General features: G+C 39.0%; 20 protein-coding genes. 3 read left to right on the forward strand and 17 right to left on the reverse strand.

Features of this window, described 5'->3' with window-relative positions:
- Positions 1-98: 98 nt before the first annotated feature.
- From ACLHDF_RS06155 to ACLHDF_RS06180, 6 genes are all read right to left on the reverse strand, one after another.
- The gene (locus tag ACLHDF_RS06155; protein WP_413918053.1) at positions 99-824 is read right to left on the reverse strand and encodes a pseudouridine synthase; all 726 of its coding nucleotides are present in this window, start codon (positions 822-824) and stop codon (positions 99-101) included.
- A gap of 86 nt (positions 825-910) precedes the next feature.
- Positions 911-1,444: a spore maturation protein gene (locus ACLHDF_RS06160; protein ID WP_013084923.1), complete on the reverse strand. Its 534-nt coding sequence runs from the start codon at positions 1,442-1,444 to the stop codon at positions 911-913.
- Positions 1,441-2,040, reverse strand: a complete 600-nt coding sequence (locus tag ACLHDF_RS06165) for a nucleoside recognition domain-containing protein (RefSeq protein ID WP_413918054.1) — start codon at positions 2,038-2,040, stop codon at positions 1,441-1,443. Before ACLHDF_RS06165 ends, ACLHDF_RS06160 begins: the two co-directional genes overlap by 4 nt.
- Positions 2,033-3,181, reverse strand: coding sequence for a D-alanyl-D-alanine carboxypeptidase family protein (locus ACLHDF_RS06170; protein ID WP_413918055.1), 1,149 nt, complete (start codon positions 3,179-3,181; stop codon positions 2,033-2,035). Before ACLHDF_RS06170 ends, ACLHDF_RS06165 begins: the two co-directional genes overlap by 8 nt.
- Positions 3,182-3,299: 118 nt before the next feature.
- Positions 3,300-3,872 (reverse strand): SMC-Scp complex subunit ScpB, encoded by a 573-nt coding sequence (gene scpB / locus ACLHDF_RS06175; RefSeq protein ID WP_413918056.1) that lies wholly within the window; start codon positions 3,870-3,872, stop codon positions 3,300-3,302.
- Positions 3,869-4,624 carry a segregation/condensation protein A gene (locus tag ACLHDF_RS06180; protein ID WP_413918057.1) on the reverse strand — a complete coding sequence of 252 codons (756 nt, stop codon included), beginning with the start codon at positions 4,622-4,624 and terminating at the stop codon, positions 3,869-3,871. Before ACLHDF_RS06180 ends, scpB begins: the two co-directional genes overlap by 4 nt.
- Before the next feature lie 198 nt (positions 4,625-4,822).
- Here ACLHDF_RS06180 and ACLHDF_RS06185 point away from each other — a divergent pair, with 198 nt between their 5' ends.
- Both ACLHDF_RS06185 and ACLHDF_RS06190 read left to right on the forward strand, forming a co-directional pair.
- Positions 4,823-4,921: a YjcZ family sporulation protein gene (locus tag ACLHDF_RS06185; RefSeq protein WP_328243918.1), complete on the forward strand. Its 99-nt coding sequence runs from the start codon at positions 4,823-4,825 to the stop codon at positions 4,919-4,921.
- Positions 4,922-5,052: 131 nt separating this feature from the next.
- On the forward strand, positions 5,053-5,574 hold the full coding sequence (locus ACLHDF_RS06190) for a DUF309 domain-containing protein (RefSeq protein WP_413918058.1): 522 nt from the start codon (positions 5,053-5,055) through the stop codon (positions 5,572-5,574).
- A 75-nt stretch (positions 5,575-5,649) separates the two neighbouring features.
- Here the strand turns inward: ACLHDF_RS06190 and ACLHDF_RS06195 are convergent, their stop codons facing one another.
- On the reverse strand, positions 5,650-6,003 hold the full coding sequence (locus ACLHDF_RS06195) for a GNAT family N-acetyltransferase (protein ID WP_271989562.1): 354 nt from the start codon (positions 6,001-6,003) through the stop codon (positions 5,650-5,652).
- A gap of 244 nt (positions 6,004-6,247) precedes the next feature.
- Positions 6,248-6,682 (reverse strand): peptidylprolyl isomerase, encoded by a 435-nt coding sequence (locus tag ACLHDF_RS06200; protein WP_013059064.1) that lies wholly within the window; start codon positions 6,680-6,682, stop codon positions 6,248-6,250.
- Positions 6,683-7,076: 394 nt separating this feature from the next.
- Between ACLHDF_RS06200 and ACLHDF_RS06205 the strand changes: the two genes are divergently transcribed.
- Entirely contained in the window at positions 7,077-7,952 is an 876-nt protein-coding gene (locus ACLHDF_RS06205; RefSeq protein WP_014458307.1) for a DUF1002 domain-containing protein, read from the forward strand.
- A 52-nt stretch (positions 7,953-8,004) separates the two neighbouring features.
- Here ACLHDF_RS06205 and lysA read toward each other — a convergent pair whose 3' ends face one another.
- From lysA to sigF, 9 genes are all read right to left on the reverse strand, one after another.
- Positions 8,005-9,324: a diaminopimelate decarboxylase gene (gene lysA / locus ACLHDF_RS06210; protein WP_413918059.1), complete on the reverse strand. Its 1,320-nt coding sequence runs from the start codon at positions 9,322-9,324 to the stop codon at positions 8,005-8,007.
- Between the two features lie 138 nt (positions 9,325-9,462).
- Positions 9,463-10,944 (reverse strand): spore germination protein, encoded by a 1,482-nt coding sequence (locus ACLHDF_RS06215; RefSeq protein WP_413918060.1) that lies wholly within the window; start codon positions 10,942-10,944, stop codon positions 9,463-9,465.
- Positions 10,937-11,503, reverse strand: coding sequence for a stage V sporulation protein AE (locus ACLHDF_RS06220; protein ID WP_413918061.1), 567 nt, complete (start codon positions 11,501-11,503; stop codon positions 10,937-10,939). The genes ACLHDF_RS06215 and ACLHDF_RS06220 overlap by 8 nt, the downstream gene beginning before the upstream one ends.
- A gap of 6 nt (positions 11,504-11,509) precedes the next feature.
- Positions 11,510-11,860, reverse strand: coding sequence for a stage V sporulation protein AE (spoVAE, locus tag ACLHDF_RS06225; protein WP_413918062.1), 351 nt, complete (start codon positions 11,858-11,860; stop codon positions 11,510-11,512).
- A 3-nt stretch (positions 11,861-11,863) separates the two neighbouring features.
- Positions 11,864-12,877, reverse strand: a complete 1,014-nt coding sequence (gene spoVAD / locus ACLHDF_RS06230; RefSeq protein WP_413918063.1) for a stage V sporulation protein AD — start codon at positions 12,875-12,877, stop codon at positions 11,864-11,866.
- 13 nt (positions 12,878-12,890) lie between these two features.
- Positions 12,891-13,352 carry a stage V sporulation protein AC gene (gene spoVAC, locus ACLHDF_RS06235; protein ID WP_413918064.1) on the reverse strand — a complete coding sequence of 154 codons (462 nt, stop codon included), beginning with the start codon at positions 13,350-13,352 and terminating at the stop codon, positions 12,891-12,893.
- A gap of 18 nt (positions 13,353-13,370) precedes the next feature.
- Entirely contained in the window at positions 13,371-13,793 is a 423-nt protein-coding gene (locus ACLHDF_RS06240) for a stage V sporulation protein AB (protein ID WP_413918065.1), read from the reverse strand.
- Positions 13,783-14,403, reverse strand: coding sequence for a stage V sporulation protein AA (locus ACLHDF_RS06245; protein WP_413918066.1), 621 nt, complete (start codon positions 14,401-14,403; stop codon positions 13,783-13,785). The genes ACLHDF_RS06240 and ACLHDF_RS06245 overlap by 11 nt, the downstream gene beginning before the upstream one ends.
- A 161-nt stretch (positions 14,404-14,564) precedes the next feature.
- Positions 14,565-15,326, reverse strand: a complete 762-nt coding sequence (sigF, locus tag ACLHDF_RS06250; RefSeq protein WP_013059074.1) for an RNA polymerase sporulation sigma factor SigF — start codon at positions 15,324-15,326, stop codon at positions 14,565-14,567.
- Between the last annotated feature and the right edge of the window lie 3 nt (positions 15,327-15,329).

Genomic DNA, 15,329 nt, shown 5'->3' on the forward strand with positions numbered 1-15,329 from the left:
GTCTTCCTCTTATTCTACAAGTTCGACATTTTTTCAAAAAACCTTTCTTGATTTTCTAATTCGCGACATTTTTCATAAAAAAAACAGGTAAGTGAAAATTACTTACCTGTTTGGGACATTGAATATAATTGTTTGACTTCATGTGCTGTAAGCTCACGTGCTTCTCCCGCATTTAATCCGCGTAAGTCTAAAAAGCCGTAGCGCTCACGTTTTAATTTTAATACAGAATGGCCGATTGCATCAAACATGCGACGTACTTGACGATTTTTCCCTTCGTGAATAGTCAATTCTACAATCGCTGTCTGCTTGCTTTTATCAATGGAAAGAACTTTTGCACGAGCCGGCGCTGTTTTCCCATCTTCAAGCATAACCCCTCGCTGTAGCTCCCTGATTTTTTCACGACTTGGAATTCCTTTAATTTTAGCCACGTACACTTTGTCCACTTCAAATTTCGGGTGCATCAGCTGATTGGCAAATTCACCATCGTTTGTTAAAAGAAGTAAACCCGATGTATCATAGTCCAGACGTCCAATCGGATAAATTCTTTCTTCTACGTGTGGAAAGAAGTCAACCACTGTTTTTCTGCCCTTGTCGTCGTTAGCGGCTGAAATCACACCTCTTGGCTTATATAACATAAAATAAACAGGCGCTTCGCTTTCGACCGGCACTTCATCTACTTCAATTTTATCGTTAGGGCCTACTTTTGTACCCAATTCTCTTACAACTTTTCCATTTACTTTCACTCGGCCTTGGCCAATTAATTCTTCAGCTTTACGTCTTGATGCTACACCTGCGTGGGCAATCACTTTTTGTAATCGTTCCATTAACACTTCACCTCTTGTAACATCTTACTTGTTTACGAAGTAATACACAAGTCTATTTGCCACACAGAGGTAGAATTTTCGATTTCTTACCGGCCAAATACAAGAATCACGATAACCACAGATGCAATAATCCCGACCAAATCTGCCAGTAAACCGACCTTTAACGCATCTCCCATTTTTTTAATGCCAACCGCTCCAAAATAAACCGTTAAAATATAAAACGTGGTATCCGTACTTCCCTGCATGGTCGATGCCAAACGACCGATAAAAGAATCAGGGCCGTATGTAGAAATTAGATCCGTCGTGATACCAAGAGCGGCCGTTCCAGATATCGGCTTGATAAGCGCTAAAGGTACGATTTCAGCCGGAACGCCAACTGCTTGAAGCATCGGTTTTAAAACAGATAAGAAAAAATCAAGTGCTCCTGAGGCCCGAAAAATAGAGATGCTCACCAACATTCCGACTAAGTAAGGAATGATGGAGAAAGCAATTTGCAAACCATCTTTTCCTCCCTCTACAAACTTTTCATACGTAGGAATTTTTTTATAGGTTCCGTAAAGTAAAATACAGCCTACGATAAGGGGAATAAACATCAATGATACTTGATTAAGCATAGTCATTTTCGTTTTCCTCCTTTTCGTGTGCGTCGATAATAAAAGAAGCGATCAATGATGATAGCTCCTATCGTAGCTACAACAGTCGCTAAAAGCGTTGTACCCACAATTTCAGTAGGGTTAGACGAGTTATACGTAATCCGAATCGCAATAACGGTTGTCGGTATAAGCGTTAAACTGGTTGTATTAAGTGCTAAAAGTGTGATCATAGAGCGGCTTGCCTCGTCCCTATCGCCGTTTAGCTTTTTAAGCTGCTCCATCGCTTTAATGCCAAGAGGAGTTGCTGCATTCCCGAGCCCAAACATATTCGCCATCATATTGGACAATATGTATCCTAAGGCCGGATGGTCTTTTGGAACGTCCGGAAAAAGCCTTGTAATGATGGGCCGAAATAGTTTCGCTAACTTGTCGAGAAGACCTGCACTTTGAGCAATATTCATCATGCCTAACCAGAAGACCAGCACGCTGATTAACCCAATGCTGATGGTCACCGCTTCCCCCGCTCCTTGAAAAATTGCTTTGTTTACATCACCAATTTTTCCATTTATAATCGCAAAGACAATTCCGATAATGGTCAGCATCATCCAAATAATATTAACCATCTGTTTTTGCTCCAGACTGAATAAACATTAATCGCTTCACTCTATCAAAGAAGCCTTCTTGTTGCTCAGCATGCTTTTCGAAATAAATAGGAACACTGTCAATCGTCTCTCCACTTCTATAAATATCGAGCTTTCCTACAACGTTTGGAACTTCCCCTGTTTCTTTCCACTGTTTTTTAGGCTTAATTAACGTTGTTTTCACTTCTACAGAGCTCTGTTCTTTCTTTGTAAGCGGATAGACGACATTTCGTTTAATATACAATTGATCTTTATAGAAAGAATTTTTTATATCGGCCAATTCTCCTTTTGCAGCTAAACTGGTCATATCATATTTATCAAATGCATTTTCATACATAGAAATGTGATCGTTCCAATCATCTGGGGCATTAATCGTTACAGCAATTAAATCCATTTCATCTTTTGTAGCAGTTGTCACAAGCGTTCGTTTTGCTAATTTTGTATACCCTGTTTTTCCACCAGTACAGTATGCATATAGTGTTGTCAGCAGTTTATTTTTGTTTTTCCACACTCGATCCCATTTCTCTTCAGGGTGCTTCATTCGATAAACTTTTGTCCCTGAAATCTCTTTAAAAACTTTGTTATTCATTGCATAACGCATAAGCAGAGCCATATCATGCGCTGTTGAGCGATGATTTTCATGATCGTCTAATCCATGCGGGTTTTGAAATGTTGTATTTGTCATGCCAATTTCTTCTGCTTTTTTATTCATCAAATAAACAAACCCATCTTCGCTTCCTCCAACAGCTTCTGCGATAGCTACAGCAGCATCATTACCTGAACGAAGCATCAAGCCATACACTAAATCTTTTAATTTTATTTTTTCACCTTCAACTAAATACACAGAAGAACCTTCAACGCCAACTGCGTTGTGGCTAACGGTAACTGTTTTATTTATTTTGCCAGATTCAATCGCCAGTATTGCTGTCATAATTTTTGTGATGCTAGCAATCCGGCTAACTTGATCTGCATTTTTAGCATATAACACTCTCCCTGACTTCTGTTCCATCAAAATAGCACTATGAGCACTTATACTCCCTGCTGCAGATGATATGGAAGGCCAACCGCTGAGACATAGCAATACAATAAATAGATAGATGATACTTTTTTTGCTTCTTTTCATGTCATCCCCGTCCCTCTACCTGTTTGTACAAGTTTATGCTCGTCTTTTTTGGTTATGAATGAAAAGATTTGTCCATACAAAAAAGAACATAGAAAAACTCTATGTCCTTTTACTTTTTTTACTTCATTTCTTGAAACGATTGAAAAAACAAATCAGCTTCTTGATCGTTTCCTTCCTGTAATAGATCTTCTGGAAGCGGCGGCAGCTCCTCGATACTTTTAAGGCCAAAATAGCCTAGAAATTCTTTTGTCGTTCCGTATAGAATAGCCCGCCCTGCGCCTTCTGCTCGTCCTACTTCCTTTAATAGTACTTTTCCAATTAAAGTTTGAAGAGGTCTTTCTGTTTTTACTCCTCGAATCTCTTCAATTTCAGCTCTTGTAATTGGTTGCTTATAGGCTACAATTGCTAATGTTTCTAGCGCTGCTTGTGATAATGATTGATTAGCGGGAGCTTCTACTAGCTTCTCAATGTATGGTGCATACTCTTTTTTTGTGACAAGCTGGTAGGCTCCTCCTATTTCAACAAGTGTAACTCCTCTGAACTCACACTCTTGCTCTAACCGATTTAAAGCACCTTGAATTTCTTCAACAGACTTTTCTATAATCTCAGCTAAACGGCTAATTGATAAACCTTCATCACCAGAAATAAAAAGTAAGCTCTCAATAATAGCCTGTAGATTATTCGTTGTCATTCCTCTTCCTTCCTTTCTCGATACGATACATAAAGCTCGTCTAAATTGTGCTGCTGCTCTACAATGATTTCATTTTCTTTCATCAGTTCCAGCACAGCTAAAAACGTTACGACGATATGGTCACGCTCTTGATAAGGAAACAGCTGATAAAAACTCTTTTTCCCTTTAAAGGCTTTTAATTCATTAACAATTTCGCTCATGCGCTTGTCAATCGGAATATCTTGTCTTGCTATTTTCGTCTGCATAGGCTTTTTGTTTTGCTTTCGTTTCATCAACTTTTGAAAAGCACTTAACATATCATACAGAGATATATCCAGCCCTTCGTCCTGAGGCTGCGTACGTTCTTCTACATTTATTTGCACACGGCTTGGAGGTTTTGTATACACATGACTTTGGTCTTCTTCCAGCTTTTGAAGCTCCACTGCCGCTTCTTTAAACTTTCGATATTCAATTAAGCGCTGCATCAATTCCTCACGCGGATCTTCTTCATCAACCATTTCAATCTCGTCCATATCTTCTTCGTACGTAGGCAAAAGCATTTTACTTTTAATTTGAAGCAAAGTTGCTGCCATGACTAGATACTCACTAGCAACGTCTAGCTGAAGCTCATTCATCGTATGTATAAACATCATATATTGCTCAGTAATTGTCGCTACTGGAATATCGTAAATATCAATTTCAAACCGGTTAATTAAATGCAGAAGAAGATCTAAAGGCCCTTCAAACGCATCTACTTTTACACTGTATTCCACTTTTATCTCACCAACACTTTTCAATTGCTTATCATTTCTGCTGCTTTACATAAAGTTACTATCATTAGTATAGAGGATTATAGACACATGTCCAATACAAATTAACGTAAAAATAGGTCATTTGCCCATACAAAAAGTTTCAGCACACATATGATGTCAAGGCAATAACATTTTGAAATGACTGAAGGAGGAACTCGCATGGGTGAAAAATCTTGTGGATACGGTAGCGGTTTCGCTTTAATTATTGTACTGTTTATTTTATTAATTATTGTTGGTTGTTCTTGCTTACGCTTCTAACCACACATATTAAATAAAAACAAACGTGTTCGCCACACTTTGAGCACGTTTGTCTCTTTAAAGCACTGCGCTGATGAATAGCTAATTTTTGTGATACACTACATATAGAGTCTTACCAGGAGGGAACAAGATTGTATTCACAAGCCTACATTGATTATTTAGTTCATTTTCATGGCGACCGGGATTATTTTGAATGTCATGAGCTGCTAGAAGAACACTGGAAAAAAGACGAAAGAGGACAACGCAGTATTATTTGGGTGGGCCTTATTCAAATTGCTGTTTCACTCTATCATCATCGACGCCAAAATTTCGTGGGAGCCAAAAAGACGATGCAAAAGGCACTGGCAATTTTGACGAAGGAAAAAGAAGAGATTGTACAGCTTGGACTTAATTATCCTTTACTGCTTAAACTTCTTCGCAAACAATTAGCTTTAATCGATACCTATCAGCCATATAAAAGTATTAACTTGCCTATTGAAGATCCGGCATTACTAAGAGCTTGCAAACAAAGAAGCACTGCCAAACAGCTTGTCTGGTTATCAGCTTCTAATCTTCAAAACGATGCGATTGTTCATCGTCACAGCACTCGAGATCGCTCAGATGTGATTGCGGAAAGACAAGCGAACTTACTGGCAAAACAAAACAACAGGTAGCTAGCAGCTACCTGTTGTTTTATGACAACTAAGATGTAAAGGAAGTTTTCACCCCTCCCTTAATCACGCTTTTCTTTATTCATCCGCCTGACACTTTTCATAAAACGGAGCAATGATTTCACTCGGTTTAATTTGTGCAGTCGTATACATTTCTTTAAGAGCTTTAATCATTTTTTTGCCAATGCCCTGTTGGCGATGTGAAGGGTTTACACTAACGTGTTGAACCTCAATTAAACTTTTATCGAGTATGGAAATGCCAACAATCCCAATAATATCTTCTTCTTGCTTCCAAAGATACAGCTGCCAATGTTCGTTTTGCTCATATTCTTTCATCGTTTGTTGAAGTTTTTTTAAATCTTTTTCCGTAGGTACAAACGACAGAAGACCCATGGCAATTTTTTCATAGTTTCGTTTATAGCGAATAAGCATACGATTCTCCCTCGTCCTCAAACTTTCCTACAAATTAATGCGCTGCGTTTTTTACTGCTTTTATCATACAAAATTTATAAGTAAATAGCAATATTACACAAAAGCTTGTCATGTGTCATACTTGTATGAGAAAACTAATCTATTACGCTTTTTGAGCTGTTGCGCGAAGAAAAAACGCCGTAACCCCCTGTCAAAGGTTGTTATGACGTTTTATTAGTTGATATCCATTTATGGCAGTATGCTCTTATTCTTCCCAGACTTTTACTTCTTTCATTACGTCGCCATTTTTCATTTTTAGTACTGTATCAAGTCCTTCTGTTACTTTTCCAAATACAGTGTGAACACCGTTTAAATGAGGCTGTGGCTCATGAACAAGGAAGAATTGACTGCCGCCTGTGTCTTTACCAGCATGCGCCATTGATAGAGAACCCGCTTCATGTTTGTGAGGGTTTCCTTCTGTTTCACATTTAATTGAATAGCCAGGGCCGCCAGCACCTGTACCTGTTGGGTCTCCTCCTTGAGAAACAAACCCAGGGATAACACGGTGGAACGTTACGCCATTGTAGAATCCTTCATTAGCTAACTTTTCAAAGTTCTCTACTGTTCCTGGTGCTTCGTTCGGAAATAAATCGATTAGAATTTTTTCGCCATTTTCCATTAAAATACTTGCTTTTTTCATATAAATGACCTCCAATATATGTATTAGTACCGCTATAGGCTCTATTTCCCCTGTCAAAGCGGCAAAACGTAAAAGTTGTAAATGCCACCTAGGATAGAACACTTACAATTATAAACTCACTCTATTCTACTACAAACAAGCTCATGAATTCAATGAATGCACTTTTTCACTTTCCTCTCGTAGGGATCTACCTAAAAAATAGTAGTTGTGAGATGAAACTTTTTATAGTATCATCCGTCTAATAAAGTAATGGAGATACATAGATTTCATTTCATTTAAAAATCTACATCTACGTCTCTAGACTGATTTATGGGAAAATGATGAATTGACTCTGTTACTTCAGACCTGCCCGTATTATAATAGGGCAAGTATGGGATTAAAGGAGGAAAAAGGTTTGAAATTAACGATAAAAGCAATGATGGTGACATTAGGTCTTCTTCTATTCCTAACCGCACCCTTAAAAAGTTTTGCTGACGCTGCTCCAGGCGATGTGATTATCACATTAGGGCAGGACTTAACTAGCTCTCAGAAGCAGCAGGTATTAAATGATCTTGATGCACCAAGCAATGCTCAAACAGTAACCGTGACAAACCAAGAAGAGCATGAATATTTAGGTGACTTTATTCCAAAGGCTACTATTGGATCTCGTGCTATTTCGTCTTCTAGTATTACCCTTGGCTCAAAAGATTCTGGTTTAAGCGTATCAACTCAAAATATTAATGGTATTACGGATGACATGTATATTAATGCTTTGATGACCGCAGGCGTTAAAGATGCAAAAATCCAGATTACTGCTCCATTTGAAGTATCTGGTACAGCTGCGTTAACAGGTATAATGAAAGCATATGAAGTTCAAACAGATCAAAAAATCCCAGAAGAAGTAAAAAAAGCTGCCAACGAAGAGATGGTCCAAACATCTGAACTTGGTGAAAAAATCGGTAAAGAAAAAGCTGCGCAGTTTATGGCAACGATTAAAGAAGAAATTGCCAAAGAAAATCCTCAAACAAAGGATGATTTACGCACGTTAATTCAGCGAGTAGCTGATGATCTAGGTATTAAATTAACAGATTCAGAGCTTAATACATTGGTTGACTTTTTCAATCGTTTAAAAGATATGAACATCGACTGGAATCAAGTGAAAGACCAACTTTCTGCAACAAAAGAAAAAGTAACAACATTTCTTCAGTCAGAAGAAGGCCAATCATTTCTTGATAAACTAAAACAATTCTTTGTTGATATTATTGATGCTATTAAATCTTTATTCTCATAAAAAAGAAGAGCCTCCTGTTTCAGAGGCTCTTCTTTTTTACGTTAATCACTCGTTACTTTTTTACCGTCACTTTGTATTTTACGTCATTTTTCACAATATCTTCATATGTTTCGCGTTTTACGACTAGCTGCGCCTCTCCATCTTCTACAAACACTACAGCTGGTTTTGGTAAACGGTTATAATGGCTTGCCATAGAATAGCCGTAAGCGCCTGTACAAAACATCGCTAATAAATCATCTGGGTTTGTTTTTGGAAGGTGTACATCCCACATCAGCATATCCCCTGATTCGCAGCACTTACCTGCGATGGATACAAGCTCATCATTCTCATCGTTCATTCGATTGGCAATGACTGCTTCATATTTCGCTTGATACAGCGCAGGACGTATATTGTCGTTCATTCCTCCGTCAATCGCTACATATTCACGTACATTAGGCACGTGTTTACGAGAACCGATTGAATATAGGGTCGTTCCAGCATCTCCTACAAGAGAGCGGCCAGGCTCAATCCAAATTTCAGGAATTTCTACTTCTAACTGTTTGGACTGCTTTTTTACCTCTTCTATAATAACTTCCACATACTGAGAAACAGGGATAGGCTGATCTTCTTCCGTATAACGAATACCAAAGCCGCCGCCTAAATTTAATACTTGTGGAACAAACTCTATGCTTTGTTTCCATTCTTTCATTTTTGCAAAAAGCTTTTGAGTCGCCATAATAAATCCTGTTGTTTCAAAAATTTGCGATCCTATATGACAGTGAATACCTAAAAGCTCTAGCCACTTGCTATTTTGCACAAGGCGCACCGCTTCGTCTGCTTGGCCGTTTTGAAGGTCAAATCCAAACTTAGAGTCTTCCTGTCCTGTCAAGATATAATCGTGTGTATGAGCTTCAATTCCAGGTGTTAACCTTAGAAGAATAGGCATCTTTTTCTGATACTGTTCCGTTAATTCCTGAAGCAGCGTAATTTCATAAAAATTATCAACTACAATGCATCCTACATCTTCTTTGATGGCCATTTCTAGTTCTGCCCGGCTTTTGTTGTTTCCATGAAAATGAATACGTTCTCTAGGAAAATCAGCTGCTAAAGCTGTATACAATTCTCCTCCTGACACGACGTCTAACGAAAGACCTTCTTCGTGAACGACTTGAACCATTGCAATTGTCGAAAAAGCTTTGCTTGCGTAAGCGACCTGTGCTTTTACTCCATGCTTTTCAAATGTTTCTTTAAATCCTCTAGCACGCTGCCGAATTAAAGCTACGTCATATACGTAAAGGGGTGTCCCGAAATTCGATGCTAATTCAACTGTATCAACGCCACCAATTTCAAGATGGCCCTGTTTATTTATGCGACTTGTTCCGTGTAAAAACATGTTTAGACCCCGTTCCTGTGTATAGTGTAAAAAAGACAGTTAACGGCAATTCGCTGCTAACTGTCTAAATATTTATTATTTTCCATATTTAAAACAAATCTATCACATCTTCATACAGGTTTCAACCACATATTTTGTTTAAGGTTTCGCTGGCTGGCGATCTTTATCCTGCGGATGCACAATACTAGGTCGCGGATTTGCTCCAGGAACCGGCGTACGAATGATAATCTGCCATAAAGCCTGCGGATTAAATGGAAGAAACGGCCACAAATAAGGCGTATTCAATGATTTTAGTCGCGCCATGTAGAGAATGATAACCGTTGTTGCAATAAGAAACCCTGGAGTATGAAAGGCTGCAACACAAATTAATAGAAACAATCGCAGCATTTTATTTGCCACTGCTAACTCATAGCTTGGCGTTGAAAATGAACCAATAGCTGCAATAGCTACATACAAAATAACCTCCGGAACAAAAAGACCTACATCAATCGCAATTTGCCCGATAAGCGCTGCGGCAATCAAACCCATCGCCGTGGCAAGGGGCGTCGGCGTATGAATGGCGGCCATCCTCAGAAACTCAACCCCAAAATCAGCTAAGAAAATTTGAACAACAGTCGGAATATTTGTTTCTTCGTTTGGCCCAATAAATTGCAATTTTGCCGGCAGCAAGTCTGGCTCAAGTACAAATAATAGCCATAGCGGTAATAGGAACAGAGAAGCAAGAATTCCTAAAAACCGTATCCATCGGATAAACGTACCTACGGAAGGAGACTGCCTGTATTCTTCTGCATGCTGAACATGATGAAACAGCGTAGTTGGTGTAATAATAACGCTCGGTGACGTATCGGTAATAATAATCACATGCCCTTCTAGTACATGAGCTGCTGCTGTATCCGGGCGTTCTGTATAGCGTACCATCGGAAAAGGGTTAATTCCTTGTTTGACTAAAAACTCTTCAATCGATTTATCAGCCATAGGCAAACCATCTACATCAATAGCTTCCAGTTCATCTTTTATAAGTTTAACCAGTCCTGGATCAGCTACCCCTTTTATATACCCAATCGCTACGTCCAGTTTCGATCGTTCGCCTACCTTCATAATTTCAAAGCGAAATCTTCCGTCACGAATTCGTCTTCTCGTTAACGCTGTATTAATAATGATGTTTTCCGTGTATCCATCTCTTGCTCCGCGAATCACTTTCTCTGTATCCGCTTCTTCAGGCGATCTGCCAGGATATGTACGCACATCGACTTCAAAGCCAACTTCTTCACCGTCAATTAAAACGAATAGTAGTCCTGATAAAACCGAAACCATTCCATCATCTAGCGTCTTTAAAGGCTTTACTTGCTGATGAATAAGACGGTTTTCCACAATATCTTTTAGCTTTGCTCGTTCAACTTCATTATCATTAATTTGAACGAGCACTTTTGTAATCTCAATAATAAATGAACTATCGCACAGCCCTGTTACATAGTAAACATGAACTTCTCGATCTAAAATAAGTAGCTTGCGCACGCCCACATCAAAACTTGTGTTCATACTAGCATTTTCTTTGAACCACTGATCATTTTTTTGCACTTTTGAAAAAATAGCTGTTTTCTGCTCTGCTAGCTTACCCAAACGAACCGCTCCTTTCTAAAATAAGTTTTGCTGCTTTTTCTGTAACAGGACATCCCCGTTTAACATCATCCATCCTGGCCATTTTGCCAATATCCCCTATTCCTACAACTAAGGGAATATCGAGCTGGTCCAAGCAGTAAACTGTATCTCCATTAATTCGTCCTACTTCTAACTCTTGAATTCCGCTTTTATCCACACCGTAATGCGATATTTCTCCAAAACGATCGATGGTCACGTCCACTCTTGTCCATTCGCTTTGATGAGTACGCGATGCAACCGCGATCACGCCAAGAACTTCTACTTGAGGGTGCTTTGCTACGTACAGCAAAGCAATTTCCCCTGGTCCTTCCTCTAAGAAACCGCTATCGTCGAACATCACAAAGACGGGATCATATGGTGCTTCAAGGATTAAATCTACCGTTTGACTACCTGTTAACACAGTAGGGTTTCCGGATGATCTCGAAATGCATCTGCCACCAACCGAATTAGCTACATGCTCAATTGCTTTACGTGCATATTCATCGCCATCGGTTACAATAATGACCCTTCTTTTTTTCATAATCTTTTATCCTTTCGGTTTAAAGATTAACGCGATAATAAAAGCAAATAAAATAGCTGCTGAAATACCAGCCGAGGTAAGTTCAAAAATCCCAATTCCAATCCCAATAAATCCATGGTCATCTGCTTGCTTCATCGCTCCGTGCAACAAAGAATGACCAAAGCTTGTAATCGGAACCGTCGCTCCGGCGCCAGCAAATTCAATTAACTTATCATAAATACCAAACCCATCTAAAATCGCTCCTGCAACTACAAACGAACTCATGACGTGCGCCGGAGTGAGCTTAGCAAGATCAAGCAGCAGCTGCCCAATAATACAAATGATTCCTCCGACAACAAAAGCTATTACATACTCCATTGATCATCCCTCCCCAATATGTTCTAAGACGACGCCATGAGCAATTGTTGGAATTGACTCTTTTTGCTGAATCATCGTTGGACTTAAAAGAGCTCCTGTTGCCACCATAAACACTTTCTTTAAGTTTCCGGATTTTAATTCATTTAAAATATGACCATACGTCACAATAGCCGAGCAGCCGCAGCCGCTTCCTCCTGCAAATACATTTTGATCAGGGCGGTATACCATTAACCCGCAATCATTATGATTGGTTGATATATCGTAGCCTTCATCTTTTAGCAGCTGTTTTAAAATCGGACTTCCTACACCAGATAAATCTCCTGTTAAAATAAGATCATACTCGTTTGGAGAGATGTTTAAGTCTTCCAAATGCCTTTGAATCGTATCTGCAGCAGCTGGTGCCATAGCAGAACCCATGTCGTTTGCGTTTTTAATCCCATAATCCATCACCCGGCCAATCGTGGCAGACGTCAGACGCACAATACCTTTTTCTTTCGAAACAAGCGCTGCTCCTGCTCCCGTAATGGTTGCCGTTGCTGTATCTGGTTTTTGACCTCCGTACTCGGTAGGATTCCGAAATTGGCGTTCAGCCGTTGCGTTATGACTGCTCGCTGAGGCAATTACACGATTAGCAAAGCCTGCATCCACAAGCGCTGCTCCTGTTGCCAACGTTTCCATGGATGTGGAGCAAGCTCCAAACATACATAGAAATGGAATTTGATTATGCCTAGCTACAAAATTAGCCGTTACGTTTTGATTTAATAAATCTCCAGCCAAAAATAAATCAACGTCTTCATATGATAAATTTACTTTTTGCAAGCAGGAATCAATAGATTCCGTCATCAGCCTTCTTTCAGCTAGCTCCCAGTTGTCTTCTTCACAGTGCAAATCTTTATGTGTAATATCAAATGTATCTCCTAAAGGTCCATCTGCTTCTTTTGGCCCTACCGCTGTTCCTGTGGCCTTAATATAAATAGAATTTTCATAAACCCACGTTTGCTTTCCAGTTTTTCTCATAATCCCCCTCTTTTCATAGCAAATAAGTGTTAAAAAGGTAGCGAATGATTCCTACAATGTAAGCCGAAACCGTTCCAAATACGATTACGTTTCCAGCTAGCTTGAACATATTCGTCGCAACTCCCAGAACAATTCCTTCACTTCGATGTTCGAGCGCTGCACTCGTCATGGAATTGGCAAAACCCGTAACAGGGACGGCTGAACCTGCACCTGCGAATTGACCAATACGATCATATATCCCAAATCCAGTTAAGAGCGCAGATATTAAAATAAGTGTTGCAACGGTAGGATTACCTGCATTTTTTTCGTTAAAGTCGAAAAATGTAATATAGAAATTCTGAATTGCCTGTCCTAATGTACAAATGATTCCCCCTACCAAAAAGGCTTTTATGCAATTTGCAAAATATGAAGGCTTAGGCTGAAATGGTTTTATGCTTTCTTGATAGTTATCTTTTAATTTTTGATTATTTGCCATGTTACATACATCCTTTTCTTATTGATTAACAAAATATATCCAATGAAATAATGATCCGCATACTTTGCCCAGTACAATGGCCATCAACAATAAAATGAGCTTGCCTTCCATTCCTATTCGTTTCGTTAACGTTGGCAATACATTAAGCACTTCTGTTAACGCTGCTGCCAGCATTCCAATAAAAATACCGCTCGTTAGACCTATAATCATAATAAGCACCGCCGGAAACTGCCACGTGTATTGATGAAGACTGCACCACCCGCCTGTAACAGCACCACCAACCACTCCCCATTCATATGCTTGAATATATTTCATGGTTTTGGTCAACTGCATCAAACGCGGAATAATGCCAAGTACCGTTAGAAATGCTACAAATCCAGCACCTGCTGCCAGTCCTCCCGAGAGTCCAATCACAATGGTCATCACAATGTTAATGATCATCAATTTTTTTCATACTTTCTTTGTTCTCGTTCATAATGACGTATTGATCTAAGTCTTGCTGGTAATTAAACATTTCGACTTCGAGAGGACTAGGCTCTTCATTAATTCGTTTTCTGAAGACGTGGTTAAAAAACAGAATCATTCCCAAACCTAAACCAACAGAGTAGGGTACTTGAATCAGCAAAGGCTGCTTATCTCTTAGACCGGTTAGCATATAGAACAATTTTTGATGTACTTGCCTCATACTCACATCTTCATGAAAGTTCATAATCGCTAAAGCGGATCCAATGAAGAGAAGAAACCAAACAGCTAAAAAAAATAAAAAGGAATATTGCTTTTTGTTATACACAACTTCTACAATCGTTTGAGCGGGTCCAATCGTCTGAATGTCTAAATGCGGATACTGAGAAGCAACTTTTTCAATCACCTTCATTAAATCAACAATGATAATATTTCGATCACTCAAACTTACTTGATATACAACTAGCTTTTCAATTTGCTTTTGAACAGAATCTCCTGCTATAACCATTGCTAATTGTCCAATATTTACAGCCTCGTCAGGTTTCACTTGAATACGATGCCTCATTTTAAGATAAAGAACGTTTTCCATTCATATCACACCTTACGATTCATTATCTCCCTGTACGTGTAGTATGGATTTTCTTAAATTTTCTAATTCATGTTTCTGAGCAGACCATTAATTACCAAATAAAAAAAGCAATCCGTTTCGCTATTCTTCTTTGAATAGTAAAACGGATTGCTTCTTAACGATTACGTATCATTCATGTGCAGCTTCATTTGTTTTAGAATTTTCTTCTCGAGTCTCGATACCTGAACCTGGGAAATTCCCAGCCTTGCAGCAACTTCAGACTGAGTTTGATCTTTGTAATACCTCAAGTAGACAATAAGCTTTTCACGCTCATCAAGTTCTTCAATTGCCTCTTTTAAGGCAATTTTATCAAACCACTTCGCTTCCGTATGATCAGCAATTTGGTCAAGAAGGGTAATCGGATCTCCATCATTTTCATAGACGGTCTCGTGAATAGACGAAGGAGCACGATTAGCTTCTTGAGCTAGCACTACTTCTTCAGGAGTAAGATCCAAATGTTCTGCAACCTCAGCAACTGTAGGGACGCGTCCAAGTAATTTGGAAAGCTCGTCTTTTGCTTTACGTATTTTATTGCTCATTTCTTTCAGAGAACGACTGACCTTTACTGTTCCATCATCACGAATAAATCGCTGAATTTCACCAATAATCATCGGAACAGCATATGTTGAAAATTTAACATCATACGATAAGTCAAATTTATCAACAGACTTTAATAAACCTATACATCCAATTTGAAATAAATCATCGGGCTCGTAACCACGATTAATAAAACGTTGGACAACCGACCAAACGAGCCGCATATTTTTTTGAACGATTGTATCTCGTGCAATTTGATCACCTTGCTGACTGCGCTTGATGAGGTCTTTAACTTCATGATCCTTTAAATACGGTTCGTTTTTATTTTTTTTGACCTCCACATCCATTGG

It is taken from the genome of Priestia megaterium, from assembly GCF_046599315.1.
In the GTDB taxonomy this organism is placed as follows: Bacteria; Bacillota; Bacilli; order Bacillales; family Bacillaceae_H; genus Priestia; species Priestia megaterium_F.

Coding starts and splice junctions, on each gene's coding strand:
- ACLHDF_RS06200 (WP_013059064.1), bottom strand. CDS start 6,682: ATGAAAAAAGCAAGTATTTTAATGGAAAATGGCGAAAAAATTCTAATC.
- spoVAD (WP_413918063.1), bottom strand. CDS start 12,877: ATGAGAAAAACTGGAAAGCAAACGTGGGTTTATGAAAATTCTATTTAT.
- lysA (WP_413918059.1), bottom strand. CDS start 9,324: ATGTTTTTACACGGAACAAGTCGCATAAATAAACAGGGCCATCTTGAA.
- ACLHDF_RS06220 (WP_413918061.1), bottom strand. CDS start 11,503: ATGAAAAAAAGAAGGGTCATTATTGTAACCGATGGCGATGAATATGCA.
- scpB (WP_413918056.1), bottom strand. CDS start 3,872: ATGACAACGAATAATCTACAGGCTATTATTGAGAGCTTACTTTTTATT.
- ACLHDF_RS06245 (WP_413918066.1), bottom strand. CDS start 14,403: ATGGAAAACGTTCTTTATCTTAAAATGAGGCATCGTATTCAAGTGAAA.
- ACLHDF_RS06240 (WP_413918065.1), bottom strand. CDS start 13,793: ATGATCATTAACATTGTGATGACCATTGTGATTGGACTCTCGGGAGGA.
- ACLHDF_RS06160 (WP_013084923.1), bottom strand. CDS start 1,444: ATGACTATGCTTAATCAAGTATCATTGATGTTTATTCCCCTTATCGTA.
- ACLHDF_RS06195 (WP_271989562.1), bottom strand. CDS start 6,003: ATGCTTATTCGCTATAAACGAAACTATGAAAAAATTGCCATGGGTCTT.
- spoVAC (WP_413918064.1), bottom strand. CDS start 13,352: ATGGCAAATAATCAAAAATTAAAAGATAACTATCAAGAAAGCATAAAA.
- ACLHDF_RS06165 (WP_413918054.1), bottom strand. CDS start 2,040: ATGGTTAATATTATTTGGATGATGCTGACCATTATCGGAATTGTCTTT.
- ACLHDF_RS06155 (WP_413918053.1), bottom strand. CDS start 824: ATGGAACGATTACAAAAAGTGATTGCCCACGCAGGTGTAGCATCAAGA.
- ACLHDF_RS06170 (WP_413918055.1), bottom strand. CDS start 3,181: ATGAAAAGAAGCAAAAAAAGTATCATCTATCTATTTATTGTATTGCTA.
- spoVAE (WP_413918062.1), bottom strand. CDS start 11,860: ATGGAGTATGTAATAGCTTTTGTTGTCGGAGGAATCATTTGTATTATT.
- ACLHDF_RS06185 (WP_328243918.1), top strand. CDS start 4,823: ATGGGTGAAAAATCTTGTGGATACGGTAGCGGTTTCGCTTTAATTATT.
- sigF (WP_013059074.1), bottom strand. CDS start 15,326: ATGGATGTGGAGGTCAAAAAAAATAAAAACGAACCGTATTTAAAGGAT.